We start from the raw sequence: 16,852 nt of genomic DNA, 5'->3' as shown, positions 1-16,852 counted from the left end.
CTGTTTGAGACGTGTCAGACAGGACTACCAACCTTTATAAACGTTAAATACGACATTTAAGTCGCGCTATGACCGACCCCAAGGAAACCATCAACATTGAAAACGTGGTCGCCTCGACGGGCATCGGACAGGAACTCGACCTTCAGAGCGTCGCTATGGACCTCGAAGGTGCGGATTACGACCCCGAGCAGTTCCCCGGCCTCGTCTACCGTACCCAGAACCCGAAATCGGCCGCACTCATCTTTCGCTCCGGCAAAATTGTCTGTACCGGCGCGAAGAGTACTGCCGACGTTCACGAAAGTCTCGAAATCGTCTTCGACAAACTCCGCGAGCTGAACATCGAAGTCAACGAAAACCCCGAAATCGTCGTTCAGAACATCGTTACCAGCGCTGACCTCGGACGCAATCTCAATCTCAACGCTATCGCTATCGGTCTTGGTCTGGAGAACATCGAGTACGAACCCGAACAGTTCCCCGGCCTCGTCTACCGCCTCGACGAACCCGAAGTCGTCGCGCTGCTCTTCGGTTCCGGCAAACTCGTCATCACCGGCGGCAAGAAGCCAGAAGATGCAGAGCAGGCGGTTGACAAAATCGTCTCGCGGCTCGAAGAACTCGGTCTGCTGGAGTAATCGCCAAACCCAAGATGCCACGCTCGTGAATAACGAGTATGGCACTGCTGGGTGAACTGACGCCAATCGTCGGAACGTATCTCCTTCTGGCGAGTTTTCTCACGCTAACGGCCCACATCGCCGCGAGAAACTTCCTCGGAAGTGTGCCGTTTACTCGCGCGCTCGCAATCGGCCCGGCAATTGCGATACTTCCGTTCGTTCTCCAACGATACTTCGGGGCTCTCATCGTTGCTATCGCTGTCGCGCTCGACCTGAGCCTCTTTCATATCGTCTATCGAATCAAATGGCGTACCGCGGGATTCGTCACCGCCATCCACATCCTCGTCAGCTTTCTGGGAAGCATCGTCATCGGCGGTATCGTCTACCTCGTTTCGCTCGGCCCGCCCGCGCCGCCGAGCTAAACCCAACTGGAGACGGTCACAGACGACAGAAGACGTATTATTCAGGACGACGAACGTTTCTTTATGTCCCTCCCTCGCCGCCTCGAACAGGTCGGCATCGTTCTTGGAAGCATGCTGATGCTCTCGCTTCCGCTCACCGCCTTTACACCGTTCCTCGTGGAAACTCCCCAGCTGTGGCAAACCACGCTCCTCGTGTATTTGCCGGGGTTCGTCGTCGGAACACTCATCGCCATCGACAAATTCCCGGTTTCGTATCAACAGGTCTGGGCGTTCGGCATCGTCAGTTGGCTTGCGACAGTCGCGCTGTGGGTGGTTTTCGATGTTCAGAGCGTGACCGCAGACCAGCAAACTGCGATTGGCACATGGGTGGTCGGCCTGCTCGTCGGCGCGCTAGTCGCGTGGGTGAATCCGCGGATTCGTCCACGCAGGAGCGAGTCGTAAATGGGGAAGTTTGCAGATACGTTATGGTACTACATGGGCGTCGCAGGCGTGTTCGCGATTCCGGAGAATCATCTTCTCACTTCCGAGCATTCCTTTCGAACGCCGCTGTTCATCGCCGAACTCGTAACGACAATTCTCGCTGTGTGGCTCTGCCTGCGCTACCGACCTGCCGAGCCGAAACGAGTCGCCCTGTTCGGTCTTTTCACGTTCGTCGGATTCATTCTTCTCAGGGACTTTACTGGAACAGCTGAACTCAGAGCGCCACTGGTCACGCTCATCAAGTGGGTTACCGCGCTTCTGTTTGCACATCTGTTCAGCATCCAGCGTATCCACCGAAAAATCCTGAAAATTGCGGATTAGCGTTCGTACCGGACGAAATCCAACTCGTCGCGCTCGTCGCGTTCGACTTCCCGCCATTCGTCTCGATTCCACTCCGGAAATCGCGTGTCTCCGTCGTACTCCTCGTGAATCTCGGTGAGAATCATCCCGTCCGCGTGGGGAATGAACTGCTCGTAAATCGTCGCGCCGCCGATGACGAACGCAGTGTCGTCCAGTGTTTCGACTTTAGAAATCGCTTCCTCAACGCTGTGAACCAACACCACATCCTCCGGCAAGTCGGGATTCGACCGACTGAGGACGACATTCGTTCGCCCCGGAAGCGGGCCGCCGATTTGTCCGGCGATGCTGTCGTAGGTCGTTCGCCCCATAATCACGGGGTGGCCCATCGTCGTCTCCTTGAAGTGGCGCAAATCCTCGGAGTAGTGCCACGGCATATCGCCGTCGCTGCCGATGACGCCGTTTTCCGCGACGGCGGCGATGCAGACCAGTCGCGTCATTCCGCCACACTGAATTTGATGCCGGAGTGGGCGTCGTACTCCCGAAGCGCGATGTCGTCGTAGGTCAATTCCGCAATCGAGTCTGCGGTAATCTCGATTTCGGGGCGCGATTTCGGTTCCCGCGACAGTTGGGTCAGCAGGCCGGGAACGTGGTCGAAGCGTTCCTTGCCTTCGGCCTCGTCCGGCGCTTCCGATTCGAGCCATTTTCGAACTTCCTCGAACTCGGCTTTCGTCTCAACGTCGTCCAAGCGGGCTTGGAGTTCCCCGAGGTTGTCGCGGTACCACTCGCCGCGTTCGCCCTCGCCGCAGTAGATGTGGGCGTCCACGATTGTGTGGGCGAATTTTCCGACCTCGAACCCGGTTTCCCGGGCGAGAACCGTCGCAAGCAGGGCGTAGGCCGCGATATTGAACGGAATACCGAGCGCCACGTCGCCCGACCGCTGGGTGAGATGCAGGTTGAGCGTCTCGCCTTGAACGTTCACGACGAATGTATAATGACACGGCGGAAGCGTCGAAACCGCCGCATTTGCCGGGTGCCACGCCGAGACGACGAACCGCCGGGAGTTCGGATTCTCGTTCAGGCCGTCTACGACGTACTGAATCTGGTCGAAGGTTCCGTCCTCGTTCAGCCACCGATGGCCGTCTTCGGGCCACGATTCGCCCGGAAGTCCCGACTCCGGAACCGGAAATCGCCGCCAGAATCGTCCGTAGGCTGTGTCGAGGTTTCCTTCTTCGTCGGCCCATTCGTCCCAAATTCCGGTCTTCTCTCGGAGATTTCGAACGTGTTCCTCGCCGGAGAGATACCAAAGAAGTTCGTGCAACATCGAGTCCCAGCGAAAGCCGTCCATCTGTTTCGTGGTCAACAGCGGGAATCCTTCTTGCAAGTCGATTTCGTAATGTTGGCTGAACGTCGAAATCGTGTCCACGCCGGTTCGATTGGGCTTGTACGTACCCTCACGAAGGACGTTCTCCACGAGGCCCAGATATTGCTCCATACGCGTGGATTTGCACCGGGCATACTAGGACTTCCGATTTCGAAAAATTTCTTATCGAGACAACACCGCAATGTATCGCGTCAGTGACCGGTGAACTCGCCGCTCAAACTCGTTTTCGACAGTCCAGCCAGCGTCTTGTGCTTCGTCCGTCCACGAACGGTCACCGACGATGACCGTGCGAGAGGCAACGCGGTAGGCTTCAGAGAGCGCGCCAGCCACGAGGTCGTCCAGTTCCAGATTCGCGATCTTGGACTGTCTGCCGTAGGGCGCGTCGAACACCACGCCATCAATTGAATCGTCGGGAAACGGCAGATGCGTCGCATCGCCCCGAACCGCCCCCGCGCCGCTGTCGGAGCCGTAGTGTTCGAGGTTCTTGACCGCCCCGCGAACCATCTTCTTCTGTGCATCGACACCCAGTGGTCGCGCCCCCACCAGCGCGGCCTCGATGAGAACCCCGCCAGTGCCACACATCGGGTCGAGAATCGTCGTCCCCTCCCGTGCTCCGGCGATGTTCGCCAGCGCGCGCGCGAGCAGTGGATGCATACTCCCCGGTTGGAAAAACGGCCGATCGGTCGGCATTCGCGTGCCAAAGTCCCGTTTGCTCTCGATTTCGAGCCAGCCGAGTTGACAAACATCGTCGGAGAAAACGGCCCGCAGTTCGTGGTCGGGGTCGTCCAAATCGACCGAAAATCCGCGCTCTACCAATATCCCCCCGAGTTCGCGCTCCGCTTCCTGTGTGCTGATTCGTGTTTCCCGCACTGCACGCGCACGCACGGCAACAGTTCCCTCGTGGTCGATAGCCGCCGCGGAAAGCAAGGCGCGCGCGCTCTCGATGTTGGCGTCCGTTTCGCCAACTAGTTGGCTCGCCCGATGTGTGTACGCGAGGTTTCGCACGCGCTCCGTGATGGCCGTCGCTCGCGCGAGTCCGGGCGCGACGAGTTCGACGTCAGTCGCCGCGCTTTCTGCCTCACAGGCCGCAAATCCGTCGTCTTCTCCGCCGAGTTCGAGTAGATACACTGTTGAATTTGAGTGGTGTTTTCCAGTGCGATTCGGGTTGCTGTCGTTCGAGAGAAGCCAGTGGTCGGTCTTGTTGGTTGCGAATTCCGTGTAGAACGGGATTTACCGAGACAGGTATCCAGATGATTTTTCTGCCGTAACTGCAAGTCACGACTCCAAACACCGCACCGACATGCGGGCGAGTGCGCCGACCGTTAGCGCACTCGCCCTCGGCGTCCCCTCTCCTCCCCGGGCGCTCGAACACCTGCGCCGACCACTGGCGCAGGTGTCCTCGACGCGCGTCCTGAGGCTGGTGAAAATGCGCGGTTTGAGAGTTCGAATGTCGCTGTCGCTCCTCGGAACAGCGTTATCGCGTCAAGAAAATAGTCGAAATTCGATTACTCGTCTTCGTCGCCGAGCAGTCGTTCGACGAGGGTTTCGGGGTCGAATCGCTCGATATCACCGTACCCCTGCCCAGTTCCGAGGAAGAGAATCGGCTTCCCCGTCACGTGCGAGATGGAAATCGCGGCCCCGCCTTTCGAGTCGGCGTCCGCCTTCGTCAGGATGGTGCCGTCGATTTCCGCGGCGTCGTTGAACTCCTTGGCGCGCTGCACGGCGTCCTGTCCGGCCACTGCCTCGTCAACGAAGAGGGTCATGTCCGGGCCGACGACGCGCTCGATTTTCGCCAACTGATCCATCAGGCCCTCGCTGGTATGCAGACGGCCTGCCGTGTCGCCCAGCACCACGTCGATGTCGTGGGCGTCCGCGTACTCCACGGCATCGTAAATGACTGCTGCGGGGTCACCGCCCTGCTCGTGGGCGATGAGCTTTTTGTCCAATGAGTCTGCATGCACCTCGATTTGCTCGTTCGCACCTGCACGGTAGGTGTCGCCGTTCGCCATCACGGACGACAGACCCTGCTCTTCGAGGTACTTCGACAGCTTTGCGATGCTCGTTGTCTTCCCGACGCCGTTGACGCCGGTAAAGATGATGACGAGCGGTTTGTCGGCCTCGGCAACGCGCTGGTCGAAATCGAACTGGCCGACGCTGATGACCGACAGCAAGGAGTCACGGAGCGCCTGCTCGACAACATCGCCGGTTTCGGCGCTGAACTTCCGGGTCGCGCCCACGAGGTCGTTTCGGATGCCTTCGAGCATCTCCTCCGCAACGCTCATCTCCACGTCGCTTTCGAGGAGCGCCATCTCCAACTCCCAAAGCGGGTCTTCGACGTCCTGCTCCTCGATGACGATTTCACCGCGCGCGAACGACGTGGCCTTCTGCATGAAGCCGCCGTTGTTCGTCTCCTCGGTTTCCAGTTCGGGTTCGGATTCGGACTCCGTTTTCGACTCTACGTCCGCTTCCGACTCTGCGTTCGAATCCTCCTCCGCAGCCGATTCGTTGGAATCGGCTTCGTCTTCTGCAACCGGTTCCTCGACGGGTTCCGTTTCTTTCCCTGTGTCTTCCTCCTCGGCTTCGGCCTCTTCGGCCTTCTCCTCGGTCGTCTCCTCGACGTCCTTACGGAACCCGCTTAGCTTCTCCTTCAGACTGTCGAACATCGCCGGTTACTCGTCCTCGTCTTCCTGTTCCTGCATCTGCTGCATCTGCTGTTGCATCTGCTGTTGTTGCATCTGCTGGGCTTTCTGCTCCAACTGGTCGCTCTGGTCATCGACCTCGGCAATTTCTTCCTGCACGTTGGTAATCTGCTCGTCAACGACGTCCTTTCGGCTCTTCAGCGACTCGACGGCACCGTTCTGGTCGCGCTCCGCGGCGTAGCCGCCACCGAGTTCGACGACGATTTCGTCGATGTCTTCGACACTGGCACGGATGTAGGCACCGCCGCCGAGCGGTACCTGAACGACCGACCCGGTGTCGAGCGTCTCGATTGCTTCGATGGCTTCGTCCATCTCGTCTTTCTCGTCGCGCAGGTCTTCGACTTCGCCTTCCAGTTCTTCCTTCTCGGCTTCCAACTGCTGGAGTTGCTGTGACAACTGCTGCAGTTCTTGGTTTCCGCCGCCCATCATCGCTCTTCACTCTCCGTTCCGCGAGTAATCGTGCTCATGCCAACACCTGCGTGAGCGAGCGGGAAGAATCTTCCTAACTCTAGCTCTCCGCCAGTGGTTTTTTATGTTGTCAGGTGACCGATGCGCAGTCGGTGAAAATCGAAGTCTCTTCGGTTTTATCGCCTGTTTTGAGCCAAAAGTGGATGCTAAATGCCGGTAGCCGGTACGTGTCACGATACGTCCGGCATCGTGCACTTCTCTTACTACAACGACAGTTACACCTCCGGCGGTTCGCCGCTCGCTCCAAGGCGAGACGAACGAAGCGCGTACACGTGCACAATGCCGGAGAGGAGAAGGACGCTTGCGACGAACGAACCCCAGACCGACGCCGGAACCAGACTGAACGGAAATGCTTCCAGCCAGACGGCGGCCATCAAGGCAACGCTGACGCCGCCGAGTCCAAGATAGTACTGCGCCCATGGCAGTTCGCGTCCCGGAACGACTTCGAGATACATATCGAGTTGGCTGGCCTGCGCCGTGAGTTTCGCGCTTCCGCGCGCCGAATTGTACGTCACGAACCCCGTGCGTTCGAGTTTCGGTAGATGTGTCTGCTGAAGCGAGTTGTAGATTCGCTTTCGTTGGCGCGAGGTGATTTCGTCGGGTGTGATTCCGTGTTCCCACGCAGTCACTTGGTCTGCTATCTCCCCGATAGTGACGACTTCGTCATGTCGCTTGAGATAATGAAGCGCGTACCGTCGCCGCTGATTTCGAAGAACGTGAAATAGTTCGTCTCGTGAGAGTGTATCCACGCTGTCGTTCTCTCGAATCGTCGTTTCGTTCGTTTGCTCCCCGTTTTTCGCGGGTTGTAACACTGTCTGGCTCATCTCGGGCTCCCTCCTCCCCCAACGTGGGGGAAGACGGAGAATACATGCTCGTCAGTGCTCTTATTGGTAGGGTATCTTTTACTGACTTACCGTAGAAAAACGACTCTTCTCTATCCCATTGTTGCTCAGTGCAACTGTTGCACACTGCATCTGCGTCTCCCAGAAGCTCCTTCACACAACAGAGTTCGTCTATAAAACCGGAACCGAGGGAGAATCTCCCGGGGTGAGAAACGGAAGTTAGTCGATGTAGCCCAGCGCGTCCTCGATACGACCGAGTTCCGGGCCAGTCGTTTTCTGTCCGGTGACGTAGCCGTTTTCGTTTGCGAGCAGTCCCGACCCGACGAGCGGCCCACCGTAGTTGATGGTACCGATGTCGGCAGGGACGCCGAGCACGTCCTCAACGACGTCGAGTTCGTCATCCGTCGCTTTCGGATGGCAGAGGACGCCCGTGTTCGTCGCCACTGCCGCGGTGCCGACCGTCCGAACATCGGCAATCATGCCGCGTTCGACCGGAACACCGAGGCCGTCGGAGACGGCCTGAACCGCTTCGTGGGAGAGGTCAGGATGAACGTATGCCCCGGTGTCGTTTGCGAGAACAACGTTTCCGGCGGCGTTGATACGCCCCGGCAGTTCGGTAATGGGAACGTCCATGGCATCTTCGAGTTGGTCGCGTTCGTGGTCAGTCACGCGACTACTGACGAGCAGGCCGTTTTCGTTGCCCGCGACGAGTGCGCCAACGGTGGACGACCCACCGAGATTCGTCTCGATACTCTCGACTTCCAACTCCTGTGCGAGAGATTCGACCAGTTCATCGTCCAAATCGGGTCGAATCAGGAGGTACTCGTCAGTGGCTCGTGCGAAGACACCAACGTACGACGACCCATTAAACGCGGTACGAAGCACCGCTCTACTCTTCGTACTCCGCCTCGACGACGGCTTCGCCCTCTTCGTCGAAGCGCGCCGCGTGAACGCGGATTTTTCGTGGCGGGTTCTTCCGACCGCGCGACCAAATCGCTTCGTTGATGGAGGGGTCGAGACGCACGTCTTCCTCGTCAACCTTGAAATGTTTGGCGAGGTGTCCGCGCACCACTTTCATCGCCTTTCCGGCGCGTTTCTGCTTCGGTTCTGCTTTCACATCTCGGAGCGGAACCGTGATGACTCGCTCCTCGAAATCACTTGCGCTCATTATTCGTCAGTGTCGCTACGCCGCCAGTTGCGGCGTTTTGGGTTTCGCATCACGTCTCGGTCGGTCTTCATGATGACCCACGCAGGGACGCGGCTGTTCTGCCGTTCCAATTTGGAAAGCCGCTTCTTTTTGGCCTTCGACTTCTTGCCCATAGTGGTTGCCACTTTTCCGCCGTGGCTTAAAATCTTGTTCCTTTCAAACGGGGTTACAGCCCGAACGCGGAAACGGTCGAATACTCCGGGCCCTCGCTCGTCAACTCGCTTTTCGTCAGTCGAATCTCCTTGACTTCCATCTCTCCGATTTCGGGATCGAGCTCTCGAACGTTCTCCTGCACGAGTTCCTTCCCGCCAGCATGTTGCATTCTGGCGATGGTAATGTGCGGGACGAAATCGTTGTCTTCCGGTTCGAAGCCGAGTTCATAGACGCGCGATTCGACGGCGTCGTGGAGCAGTCGCATTTCTTCTGTTCCGTCATTGACACCGACCCACACCACGCTGATGTAGTCGAGGCTCGGGAAGACGCCCAATCCGCCGACCGATGCCCGAAACGAACCGAAACCGACGTCGGACCCGACTGCCGATTCGAGAGCCTTCTCGATGGCTGGAATCCGGTCTTCGTCCACGTCGCCGAGGAATTTCAGCGTCACGTGAGCTTGTCGCGGGTCGGTGAAGCTCAGTCCTTCCGCATCCCGAAATCGGTCTTGGACGCCCGCGACGCCCTCCGCGAGGGAGTCCGGCAGGTCGATGCTCACGAACAGTCGCATACCGAACCTTTCGGCATGAGACGGCTTCAAGATTGGTTTTGGTAGTATCGAAAACCAGTTTGACCACTCGCGCGGTTGGGGACAGGATTTATGAACTCGATTTCCTAACACTACGTGTGAAATCCCCGTTCGATATTTTAGGGATAGATTCGGATGCGGACGACGCGGAAATCGTTGAAGCCTACAGACAGCGCGTGAAGGAGGCCCATCCCGACGGCGGCGGCTCCGCGCGCGAGTTTCAGCGCGTCAAATCCGCATACGAACGGATTCAAGCCGGATACGGAACCGAAGAATACGACGAGAAACAGGAGGAGGTCGAAGAACATCCCGCCCAACAAAAGCCACAGGTCGAGTTCCTCAACTACGAGATTCTCGACGATTACGGCTGGGAAATCGACGACGAAAACCTGTTCCGGAAAGCCGCCGCGGCCGGACTTGACCCCGAAGAGTACGGCCAGTTTCGCGTCGAAGAACAGGAGTCACTGCTCGAAGCCGCCGAAAATCGCGGATTCGATTGGCCCTTTGCCTGCCGCGGCGGGGCGTGTGCAAACTGCGCAGTTGCGGTCGTAGAAGGGGAGACGGAAATGTTCTCGAATCACGTCCTCTCCTCGGAGATGACCGACCGCGGATTCCGCCTGTCCTGCATTTGCGAACCGGCGACTGACGATATGCAGGTCATCTATAACGTCAAACATCTGCCCGGACTGGACGAACTTCGATTGCCGCCACAGCAGTTCGGACAGGCGTCTTCCGACGACTGAGTTCGAAACCTCGCTCGATTTTTCTGCTTACGGTTGGCCGAGGTGTTGGTGGCGGCGGTAGAGACAGTATAGACAGAGTACCATGGCGAGAAACGCTCGTCAAGAAACCGCCGAGGGTGTTGAGTAGGGAGGAAATTGACACCTGAAAGCATTTAAACCGCCAGAAAACCAAACACTCGGTAACAATGGTGCTCGACAATCTCGGTAGTTCTCTTCGCGGTTCCCTCGACAAGTTGAGTGGGAAATCCCGCGTCGGTGAGGACGACATCGAGGAAATCGTAAAAGAAATTCAGCGCTCGCTCTTGCAGGCTGACGTTGACGTGAGCCTCGTGATGGAGCTTTCTGACTCCATCAAAACCCGAGCGCTGGAAGAAGAACCGCCGGGCGGAACCACGGCCCGCGACCACGTCCTGAGCATCGTCTACGAGGAGCTGGTAGACCTCGTCGGCGAAAGCACGGATATCCCGCTCGAAAATCAGACCATTCTCCTCGCCGGTTTGCAGGGTTCCGGTAAGACGACCACCTCCGCGAAAATGGCGTGGTGGTTCTCGAAGAAAGGACTTCGGCCCGCTGTCATCCAGACAGACACGTTCCGCCCCGGTGCCTACGATCAAGCTAAGGAGATGTGTTCCCGCGCCGAGGTGGATTTCTACGGCAATCCCGACAACGACGACCCGGTCGAAATCGCCCGCAAGGGATTGGAAGAAACCGCCGATGCGGACATCCACATCGTGGACACCGCCGGTCGGCACGCGCTGGAAGACGACCTCATCGCCGAAATCGAGGAAATCGAATCGGCGGTCAACCCCGACAGAAATCTGCTCGTTCTGGACGCCGCAATCGGACAGGGAGCGAAAGACCAAGCGAAGCAGTTCGACAAATCCATCGGCATCAACGGCGTCGTCATCACGAAACTCGACGGTACCGCAAAAGGTGGTGGTGCCCTGACCGCCGTCAACGAGACTGATTCCTCGATTGCGTTCCTCGGTTCCGGTGAGACCGTACAGGACGTAGAACGATTCGAACCGAACAGTTTCATCTCGCGTCTGCTCGGCATGGGCGACCTCGGCCAACTCACCGAGCGCGTCCAGCGCGCGATGGAGGAGACGCAAGAAGAAGAGGAAGACTGGGATCCGGAGGACATGCTGAAAGGCCAGTTCACCCTCAAAGACATGCGCCACCAGATGAACGCGATGAACAAGATGGGGCCGCTCGACCAAGTGATGGACATGATTCCGGGGATGGGTGGCGGACTCATGGACGAACTGCCGGACGACGCGATGGACGTGACGAAAGACCGAATGCGCGCCTTCGAGGTCATCATGGATTCGATGACCGAGAACGAACTCGAAAACCCGCGGTCGGTCGGCGCGAGCCAAATTCGGCGTATTTCGCGCGGAAGCGGCAAGGACGAAGAGCGCATCCGCGAACTGCTCCAGCAACACAAGATGATGTCCCAGACGCTCAAACAGTTCCAAGGCATGGGACAGGGCGGCGATATGGAGCGCATGATGAAGAAAATGCAGGGCGGCGGAGGCGGTGGCGGACTCGGGCCGTTTGGATAAGCGCGACTATCCCGACGCCGGTTTTCCGTTTTCTTCGTGTAGTACCGTTCACTAACAGTCTCCGTACCGCCACCATAACACACCGCTTTTTTGTCCTGCGCCCCCGTCAACGGGGATAGATGTCCGTCCGGGAAGTCGCCGCCGAGGCGTACCGCGAGGCCCTCCCTGCGCTGGCCGCGAGCGTGGTCGGCGGCCTGTTCGCGGGCGTCGTCCTCGGTGGAATGCGCACCGAACTCCGCGAAGTACAGGGTTTGCTCGTCCTCGTCCCTGCCCTGCTAGCCACTCGCGGAAACGTCTACGGGTCGCTCGGTGCGCGTCTCGCATCCGGACTCCACCAAGGCCTCGTCGAACCGTCGTTCGTCCCGGACGACAGGCGGGTGTGGGCCGCCATTGCGGCCTCGCTGGCGAACGGAATCCTCGCCAGTCTGTTCGCGTCGGTGGTCGCGTTTTCCGTCCTCCGACTACTTTCCGACCCGGTTGCGCCCCTGCCCACCTTGGTCGCTATCGCACTCATCGCGGGTCTGCTTTCGGGTACTGCGCTAACCGTCGCCGTGGTCATCGTGGTGTTCGCGGGCTATCGTCGGGGGCAAAATCCGGATACGCTCGTCGGGCCGTTAGTGACGACGACTGGCGACGTGTTCGGAATTTCGTTTCTCTTGCTCGCCGTTCGAATCGTCCTCGGACTCGGATTCGGGGGCGGATAGATGCCAACAGAGTGGACGGTTCGCGCCATCATGCGGGCCATGCTTCCGGTGTTGCTCACATTGACAATCGTGGAAATCGGGAGCGGGCTTGTTCTCGGGTCGTTCGAGAGCACGCTCCTTCGGTATCCGACGCTCCTCGCGCTCGTGCCGGTCACCATCGGGACGGCGGGCAACCTTGGAAGCATCCTTGCGGCCAGACTTTCAACCGCGTTCCACCTCGGAACGCTCTCGTTCGACCGAGGAGACGAACTGCTCGCAGGAAATGCCGTTGCGACCGTCGCACTCGCTATCACAGTTTTCCCGGTCGTCGGAGTCGGCGCGTGGTCGCTGACGTGGCTCATCGGTGGCACCGAACTCGGCCTGCTGACCGTTGTGTTCATCTCGCTGATGAGTGGAATCGCATTGGCGTTCATCGCAGTGCTAGTCACGCTCGTCGCCACCTACGTTGCCTATCGGTTTGAACTCGACCCGGACGACGTGGTCATTCCGGTCGTCACGAACGCCTGCGACGTACTGGGCGTTATCGTGCTGTTCGTGGTTGTGCGAATCGTGCTGTGAACAAAACTACCAGCCAAAATCAGTCGTCGTCCGTACCAGTTGTTGTCGGTATCAGTTGTCGTCCATAATCGGCTTGCCGTCTTCCGTCGGCGGCGCGACGTAGTCGATGAACTCCTCGGCCGTCGGGTCGTTCACTTTCATTCGGACGTGAATGTCGCCGAGTTCGTCGGGGTTGCCGACGGCGAAGTTGATGACGCCCTGAAACGCGGCCTGCTTTTTCAGCGAGAACGAAAGCGTGTCGCCCTCTCGTCCCCCGAAAAACTCCCCTCTCGCCGTGTCGAGGATTTCCTGTCTGTGGAGTGATTCCGAAAACTCCTCGACGCTGTGGGCTTCCGCAATGAGTTCGCCGTGGCCCGATTCGACCTCCGCACCGGGGAAGATGTTCTCGATTGCGTCCGCGACTCGCGCTTCGATTTCCGTGTCCTGTACCGGTGCCGTAAGCTGAATATCGACGCTGTAAATCATGATTGTTCGGCTGTTTGTACGCGCTCTAGCCCCGAAAGTCCGTCTTCGAACAGGGCTCGAATCTGTGTTCGGAACGAATCGAGCGTATCCGTGTTGTCGATAACGGCGTCGGAGCGTGCCATGGCTTCACCGAGTCCGAAGCCGAGTTCGCGTTCGTCGCGCTGTTTCAATCCTTCTTCGTCCTCGTCGGTTTTGTCCCTGCCTCGCTCGCCGAGTCGCTCGGCGCGAACCTCGAACGGCGCTTCGATGCTCACCAGCACGAAGTCGTCGCCGAAGGCCGAGTCGAACCGTTCGACTTCCACGCCCGAGCGGATTCCGTCCACGAGGACGGTGTCCGACTCCTCCAGCGCATCCTCGATTTGCGGCAGAGATTCCTGCGCGATGGCGTCCGGACCGTTTTCCTCGCGGAGGGCTTTCGCAATCTCGCCGTGGTGTTCCGCCGGGTCGAGGCCGCGCGCTCGGCATGCTTCGCGGATGACATCGCCCATCGTGACGACGGGGACGCCTACCTCCTCCGCGACGGTTGCGGCTTCGCCCTTGCCGCTTCCCGGTAGGCCGACCGTTCCGATTACTCGCATTGTGCTGATTTTCTCGTGAGCCGTGCTTAAGGGCTGTGCTCTGGAGTGACCGCCTCGCTCGGCTGAAATCCCAATCCCTTATGATGACTGACCGAGAACGAGACGGTGAGGGCACGTAGCTCAGTCTGGATAGAGCGTCGGACTTCTAATCCGACGGCCGTGGGTTCGAATCCCATCGTGCCCGCTGATTTTGTGACGATTTCACGAAGTATGAGTGAAATCTCGTGGTGAGCGAAGCGAAACCACGGTGAACGAACGTGAGGAGCAAATCAGCACAAGCGATGGGTTCGAAGTAGACCGAGGTTCTGCATGAAACGCAGGTTCTCGGGTGGTTCGAATCCCATCGTGCCCGTTCGCTTTTTGTGTCGTGTTTGGGATTTTTTGTGTTCGTTTGTGACGCTAGCTACTTCCGACTCCAATGAGACAGCACTGCATGCCTTCCCAACCGATTCGCTCACTCGCTGGCGCTCGTTCACTCATCCACCGTCGGTGACAAGCTCCGACGCGCCATTCGTTCGCTCTACTCACGAAGACCTCGCGCGAACCCATACAGACCCTCGGACGACGAGTCCTCGAGTCTGTTGGCGCACGCGCTATAGAATTTGTGAAGATTCACAGTATCCAAATTGTAAAGATTCACAGTATCCAAATTTGGCAATGTGGCGCGCGAAGGCGAACCAGAGGTTCGCCCGTGCGAGGGACGACCGAAGGGAGTCGGGTGGGGAGGACGTGGTGCGGTGGCGGTTTCAGTGGAGTCGTGACTTGTAAGCAACAGCTTAAGACAGATTTCGGGGACTCGCTGTCGAGTACCGCTGGTCGTGGTCTCATTGAACTCGACAATTCTCAAGCACCTCTTCCGAGAAACCATCCTGTCAAATATCCCTCCAAGAAATCCATCCCGTTCGCGGACGGAGTTTTTACCCGCGTCGAACCCGAACACCAGTCCATGGCTGACGCGAACGACGAAGACGAACACAACGAAAACGAACTCAGCGAGGAAGAGTGGCGCGAGGAACTCCAAAACACGCGAGAAGAGAAAGACGAGTTTTTCGGCGACCATCCCCAGTCGCCGATTCCGCCGGGAAAACGCGACGAGTTCGATGGGCTTTCGTACTTCGACCCGGATCCGGAATACCAACTCACGGCGACGGTCGAAACCCACGACGACCCGGAACCCATCGACCTCGAAATGACCGCTGCGAATCCACAGCGATACCTCCGGACGATGACGCTCAATTTCGAGGTGAACGGAAAAGAACAGTCCCTCGCGGTGTATCAGCAGGACGGCCAAGAATCGCTGTTCGTTCCCTTCCGCGACAAAACGACGGGCCAGCAGAGCTACGAAAACGGGCGCTATCTCGAACTACATCCCGACCGGGAACTAAGCGATGGCGACGAAATCACGCTGGATTTCAACCTCGCATACTCGCCGTTCTGCGCCTTCAGCGAAACCTTCGCGTGTCCATTGCCGCCCGAAGAAAATTGGCTCGACGTAGAAATTCGCGCTGGCGAGCGAAAATGGGACGCCGAGTGAGTTCTTCTTCCCGGTCGCAGATTTTCGATTCGGTAAATACCCTCGTCTAATTCGCTCCGTTCGACCGTTTTCTGCTCGCACCGTACAATCCATTTCCACCGGAAACGAAGGGCTTCGCTTTCGATTGTCCGTTCAGAAACGTTGGCTACCCATACACTCCCGAACTATGTTGGCAAAAGACCTATTTCCAAGTTCGAAAAATGAATTTTGTCGATTGACGGATTTGGGTGAGAATTTGGAAAGGATATTTAGTGCTTCACCACCAAGCAACGAATGCCGACGGCGTAGTCGTCGGCTGACAGCATGCCAAACTGTGACCACTGCAACGCGCACGTCTCCGAAAGATTTGCGCGCGTCTTCGCTGACGAACACGGCCACATCCGTGCTTGTCCTGCCTGCTCGGCGAACGCTGGAATCGCCGAAGTGGCGCGACAACGTGCGCAAAGAGTATAGCCCACTGTGGCGAAGGGCGGAATCGACAGGAACAAATCGAACCACGCGAAGCCTGTCAGGTGTGACTACCCACTGGGTCTACGTCATCGAATGTGACGACGGCAGTTTTTATACCGGTTACACGACCGACGTAGAACGCCGCGTCGCGGAACACGACGCTGACGAGGGTGCGAAATACACTCGCGGCAGAACCCCCGTCGAACTCATTCATACGGAACAGTTCGATTCGAAATCCGCGGCTATGTCCCGCGAATACGAAATCAAACAGTTGAGTCGCGCGCAAAAAGAGAAACTGGTCGATTACTAAGACAGAGTATCAGTCGTCGGCCGCCGCCTCGTCCGCCTCGGCGGAAGTCACGTCGGGCGTGATGAACGCGTACTCGGCGGCCTGCTGGCCGAGTTTTCGAGTACGGTCTTCCAAATCCTCATCGACAAATTCGCCGTCTTCGAACTGATTGTAGGCGTTTCGGATACCGACCTGATGCGGAAGCACCCAGCCGTGAACCCCGCGAACTGTGATTCGCATGTGGTCTAACGTGCTCGCGTAGGAACCGCCGCCAGCCACGGCGAGTAGACCGACCGTGGTGTCTTCGAACTCGTCGAAGCTACAGTAGTCGTGGACGTTCCGGAACGCGGAGGTGTACGACCCGTGATAGACCGGACTACCGAGAATCACCGAATCGGCCTCTCGAATCTTGCGCTTGATTTCGACTGCACTCTCCGGTTCGTCTTCGTCCGGGTCAAAAATCGAGAGGTCGTACTTCCGAACGTCGATGAGTTCAGTGTCTGCACCCGCTTCTTCGGCGGCATCCAGTACGTGTGTCAGAGCGGTTCGCGTATGGCTCTCGTCGCGCATACTACCACAGACCGCGACGACTTTCGGTGTTGCTTGCATTAATCTCACTCTGGGGTACGAACGTTTAACCTGCACGCTCCGGCTAGCACGGTTCGATTTTCGACTGGTTTCTACGGAAAGGGTCGGTTTCCGAATTTTTGTGCCCACAGCGGCGACCACTTCCCGACAAACAAAAACAGCTCCCAGAAGCCATCTTTTGTAGTATTTCCATCAGCAGTATGTGACCGTGGAACGCGGTGGTTTTTTC

General features: G+C 58.1%; 24 protein-coding genes and 1 tRNA gene. 12 read left to right on the top strand and 13 right to left on the bottom strand.

The genetic code is table 11. The features are described from left to right. Positions 1 to 68 precede the first annotated feature (68 nt). The 4 genes from HL45_RS01635 (at position 69) to HL45_RS01620 (ending at position 1,831) form a co-directional block, all read left to right on the top strand. Positions 69 to 629 carry a TATA-box-binding protein gene (locus HL45_RS01635; protein WP_049969372.1) on the top strand — a complete coding sequence of 187 codons (561 nt, stop codon included), beginning with the start codon at positions 69 to 71 and terminating at the stop codon, positions 627 to 629. 38 nt (positions 630 to 667) lie between these two features. Beyond that, positions 668 to 1,030: a DUF7473 family protein gene (locus HL45_RS01630; protein WP_049969371.1), complete on the top strand. Its 363-nt coding sequence runs from the start codon at positions 668 to 670 to the stop codon at positions 1,028 to 1,030. A gap of 63 nt (positions 1,031 to 1,093) precedes the next feature. Beyond that, a complete protein-coding gene (locus tag HL45_RS01625; RefSeq protein ID WP_049969370.1) occupies positions 1,094 to 1,471 on the top strand; it encodes a hypothetical protein in 378 nt (125 codons plus the stop codon). After that, the gene (locus HL45_RS01620; RefSeq protein ID WP_049969369.1) at positions 1,472 to 1,831 is read left to right on the top strand and encodes a hypothetical protein; all 360 of its coding nucleotides are present in this window, start codon (positions 1,472 to 1,474) and stop codon (positions 1,829 to 1,831) included. Here HL45_RS01620 and HL45_RS01615 read toward each other — a convergent pair. The 10 genes from HL45_RS01615 to thpR form a co-directional block, all read right to left on the bottom strand. Next, entirely contained in the window at positions 1,828 to 2,307 is a 480-nt protein-coding gene (locus tag HL45_RS01615; protein ID WP_049969368.1) for a dihydrofolate reductase, read from the bottom strand. The genes HL45_RS01620 and HL45_RS01615 overlap by 4 nt on opposite strands. Beyond that, positions 2,304 to 3,302 carry a thymidylate synthase gene (gene thyA, locus HL45_RS01610; protein WP_049969367.1) on the bottom strand — a complete coding sequence of 333 codons (999 nt, stop codon included), beginning with the start codon at positions 3,300 to 3,302 and terminating at the stop codon, positions 2,304 to 2,306. Before thyA ends, HL45_RS01615 begins: the two co-directional genes overlap by 4 nt. 51 nt (positions 3,303 to 3,353) lie before the next feature. Beyond that, entirely contained in the window at positions 3,354 to 4,319 is a 966-nt protein-coding gene (locus HL45_RS01605; protein ID WP_049969366.1) for a methyltransferase domain-containing protein, read from the bottom strand. Positions 4,320 to 4,696: 377 nt separating this feature from the next. Beyond that, complete coding sequence (gene ftsY, locus HL45_RS01600) at positions 4,697 to 5,854, bottom strand: signal recognition particle-docking protein FtsY (protein WP_049969365.1); 1,158 nt, start codon at positions 5,852 to 5,854, stop codon at positions 4,697 to 4,699. A 6-nt stretch (positions 5,855 to 5,860) separates the two neighbouring features. Beyond that, on the bottom strand, positions 5,861 to 6,316 hold the full coding sequence (pfdA, locus tag HL45_RS01595) for a prefoldin subunit alpha (protein ID WP_049970045.1): 456 nt from the start codon (positions 6,314 to 6,316) through the stop codon (positions 5,861 to 5,863). 257 nt (positions 6,317 to 6,573) lie between these two features. Then, entirely contained in the window at positions 6,574 to 7,182 is a 609-nt protein-coding gene (locus HL45_RS01590; RefSeq protein ID WP_049969364.1) for a DUF7344 domain-containing protein, read from the bottom strand. 237 nt (positions 7,183 to 7,419) lie between these two features. Beyond that, complete coding sequence (locus tag HL45_RS01585) at positions 7,420 to 8,085, bottom strand: translation initiation factor IF-6 (protein ID WP_049969363.1); 666 nt, start codon at positions 8,083 to 8,085, stop codon at positions 7,420 to 7,422. Between the two features lie 4 nt (positions 8,086 to 8,089). Next, complete coding sequence (locus HL45_RS01580) at positions 8,090 to 8,368, bottom strand: 50S ribosomal protein L31e (RefSeq protein ID WP_049969362.1); 279 nt, start codon at positions 8,366 to 8,368, stop codon at positions 8,090 to 8,092. After that, positions 8,368 to 8,520 (bottom strand): 50S ribosomal protein L39e, encoded by a 153-nt coding sequence (locus HL45_RS01575; protein WP_049969361.1) that lies wholly within the window; start codon positions 8,518 to 8,520, stop codon positions 8,368 to 8,370. Before HL45_RS01575 ends, HL45_RS01580 begins: the two co-directional genes overlap by 1 nt. 53 nt (positions 8,521 to 8,573) lie before the next feature. Beyond that, positions 8,574 to 9,131 carry an RNA 2',3'-cyclic phosphodiesterase gene (gene thpR / locus HL45_RS01570; RefSeq protein WP_049969360.1) on the bottom strand — a complete coding sequence of 186 codons (558 nt, stop codon included), beginning with the start codon at positions 9,129 to 9,131 and terminating at the stop codon, positions 8,574 to 8,576. Positions 9,132 to 9,247: 116 nt separating this feature from the next. On the opposite strand from thpR, the gene fer reads away from it, so the two are divergent. The 4 genes from fer to HL45_RS01550 all read left to right on the top strand — a co-directional run bounded on the left by fer (position 9,248) and on the right by HL45_RS01550 (position 12,719). Then, positions 9,248 to 9,892, top strand: coding sequence for a ferredoxin Fer (gene fer, locus HL45_RS01565; RefSeq protein ID WP_049969359.1), 645 nt, complete (start codon positions 9,248 to 9,250; stop codon positions 9,890 to 9,892). A 185-nt stretch (positions 9,893 to 10,077) separates the two neighbouring features. After that, positions 10,078 to 11,457, top strand: coding sequence for a signal recognition particle protein Srp54 (locus HL45_RS01560; RefSeq protein ID WP_049969358.1), 1,380 nt, complete (start codon positions 10,078 to 10,080; stop codon positions 11,455 to 11,457). A 119-nt stretch (positions 11,458 to 11,576) separates the two neighbouring features. Next, a complete protein-coding gene (locus tag HL45_RS01555) occupies positions 11,577 to 12,161 on the top strand; it encodes a magnesium transporter (protein ID WP_049969357.1) in 585 nt (194 codons plus the stop codon). Continuing rightward, positions 12,162 to 12,719 (top strand): magnesium transporter, encoded by a 558-nt coding sequence (locus HL45_RS01550; protein WP_049969356.1) that lies wholly within the window; start codon positions 12,162 to 12,164, stop codon positions 12,717 to 12,719. 51 nt (positions 12,720 to 12,770) lie between these two features. Here the strand turns inward: HL45_RS01550 and HL45_RS01545 are convergent, their stop codons facing one another. Beyond that, positions 12,771 to 13,184 (bottom strand): RNA-binding domain-containing protein, encoded by a 414-nt coding sequence (locus HL45_RS01545; protein WP_049969355.1) that lies wholly within the window; start codon positions 13,182 to 13,184, stop codon positions 12,771 to 12,773. After that, positions 13,181 to 13,762 (bottom strand): AAA family ATPase, encoded by a 582-nt coding sequence (locus tag HL45_RS01540; protein WP_049969354.1) that lies wholly within the window; start codon positions 13,760 to 13,762, stop codon positions 13,181 to 13,183. The genes HL45_RS01545 and HL45_RS01540 overlap by 4 nt, the downstream gene beginning before the upstream one ends. 109 nt (positions 13,763 to 13,871) lie before the next feature. On the opposite strand from HL45_RS01540, the gene HL45_RS01535 reads away from it, so the two are divergent. The 4 genes from HL45_RS01535 to HL45_RS01525 all read left to right on the top strand — a co-directional run bounded on the left by HL45_RS01535 (position 13,872) and on the right by HL45_RS01525 (position 16,056). After that, positions 13,872 to 13,946, top strand: a tRNA-Arg gene (locus HL45_RS01535). A gap of 762 nt (positions 13,947 to 14,708) precedes the next feature. Further along, the gene (locus tag HL45_RS01530; protein WP_049969353.1) at positions 14,709 to 15,296 is read left to right on the top strand and encodes a DUF1684 domain-containing protein; all 588 of its coding nucleotides are present in this window, start codon (positions 14,709 to 14,711) and stop codon (positions 15,294 to 15,296) included. Positions 15,297 to 15,599: 303 nt separating this feature from the next. After that, positions 15,600 to 15,749, top strand: a complete 150-nt coding sequence (locus HL45_RS22030; protein ID WP_449267257.1) for a DUF7563 family protein — start codon at positions 15,600 to 15,602, stop codon at positions 15,747 to 15,749. 61 nt (positions 15,750 to 15,810) lie between these two features. Beyond that, entirely contained in the window at positions 15,811 to 16,056 is a 246-nt protein-coding gene (locus HL45_RS01525) for a GIY-YIG nuclease family protein (protein ID WP_049970044.1), read from the top strand. 9 nt (positions 16,057 to 16,065) lie between these two features. Here HL45_RS01525 and HL45_RS01520 read toward each other — a convergent pair whose 3' ends face one another. Next, the gene (locus HL45_RS01520; RefSeq protein ID WP_049969352.1) at positions 16,066 to 16,644 is read right to left on the bottom strand and encodes an NADPH-dependent FMN reductase; all 579 of its coding nucleotides are present in this window, start codon (positions 16,642 to 16,644) and stop codon (positions 16,066 to 16,068) included. Positions 16,645 to 16,852 lie beyond the last annotated feature (208 nt).

Origin of the sequence: Haladaptatus cibarius D43, from assembly GCF_000710615.1 — an archaeon.
Classification (GTDB): Archaea; Halobacteriota; Halobacteria; order Halobacteriales; family Haladaptataceae; genus Haladaptatus; species Haladaptatus cibarius.
This window is presented reverse-complemented; position numbering and strand designations above follow the sequence as displayed.

Bases quoted from the DNA above. Each gene is read 5' to 3' on its own strand.
- thpR (WP_049969360.1), bottom strand. From the start codon at position 9,131: ATGCGACTGTTCGTGAGCATCGACCTGCCGGACTCCCTCGCGGAGGGC.
- HL45_RS01620 (WP_049969369.1), top strand. From the start codon at position 1,472: ATGGGGAAGTTTGCAGATACGTTATGGTACTACATGGGCGTCGCAGGC.
- HL45_RS01630 (WP_049969371.1), top strand. From the start codon at position 668: ATGGCACTGCTGGGTGAACTGACGCCAATCGTCGGAACGTATCTCCTT.
- HL45_RS01540 (WP_049969354.1), bottom strand. From the start codon at position 13,762: ATGCGAGTAATCGGAACGGTCGGCCTACCGGGAAGCGGCAAGGGCGAA.
- HL45_RS01530 (WP_049969353.1), top strand. From the start codon at position 14,709: ATGGCTGACGCGAACGACGAAGACGAACACAACGAAAACGAACTCAGC.
- thyA (WP_049969367.1), bottom strand. From the start codon at position 3,302: ATGGAGCAATATCTGGGCCTCGTGGAGAACGTCCTTCGTGAGGGTACG.
- HL45_RS01590 (WP_049969364.1), bottom strand. From the start codon at position 7,182: ATGAGCCAGACAGTGTTACAACCCGCGAAAAACGGGGAGCAAACGAAC.
- HL45_RS22030 (WP_449267257.1), top strand. From the start codon at position 15,600: ATGCCAAACTGTGACCACTGCAACGCGCACGTCTCCGAAAGATTTGCG.
- HL45_RS01580 (WP_049969362.1), bottom strand. From the start codon at position 8,368: ATGAGCGCAAGTGATTTCGAGGAGCGAGTCATCACGGTTCCGCTCCGA.
- HL45_RS01520 (WP_049969352.1), bottom strand. From the start codon at position 16,644: ATGCAAGCAACACCGAAAGTCGTCGCGGTCTGTGGTAGTATGCGCGAC.
- HL45_RS01555 (WP_049969357.1), top strand. From the start codon at position 11,577: ATGTCCGTCCGGGAAGTCGCCGCCGAGGCGTACCGCGAGGCCCTCCCT.
- HL45_RS01545 (WP_049969355.1), bottom strand. From the start codon at position 13,184: ATGATTTACAGCGTCGATATTCAGCTTACGGCACCGGTACAGGACACG.
- ftsY (WP_049969365.1), bottom strand. From the start codon at position 5,854: ATGTTCGACAGTCTGAAGGAGAAGCTAAGCGGGTTCCGTAAGGACGTC.
- HL45_RS01575 (WP_049969361.1), bottom strand. From the start codon at position 8,520: ATGGGCAAGAAGTCGAAGGCCAAAAAGAAGCGGCTTTCCAAATTGGAA.
- HL45_RS01635 (WP_049969372.1), top strand. From the start codon at position 69: ATGACCGACCCCAAGGAAACCATCAACATTGAAAACGTGGTCGCCTCG.
- HL45_RS01615 (WP_049969368.1), bottom strand. From the start codon at position 2,307: ATGACGCGACTGGTCTGCATCGCCGCCGTCGCGGAAAACGGCGTCATC.
- HL45_RS01625 (WP_049969370.1), top strand. From the start codon at position 1,094: ATGTCCCTCCCTCGCCGCCTCGAACAGGTCGGCATCGTTCTTGGAAGC.
- HL45_RS01560 (WP_049969358.1), top strand. From the start codon at position 10,078: ATGGTGCTCGACAATCTCGGTAGTTCTCTTCGCGGTTCCCTCGACAAG.
- pfdA (WP_049970045.1), bottom strand. From the start codon at position 6,316: ATGGGCGGCGGAAACCAAGAACTGCAGCAGTTGTCACAGCAACTCCAG.
- HL45_RS01550 (WP_049969356.1), top strand. From the start codon at position 12,162: ATGCCAACAGAGTGGACGGTTCGCGCCATCATGCGGGCCATGCTTCCG.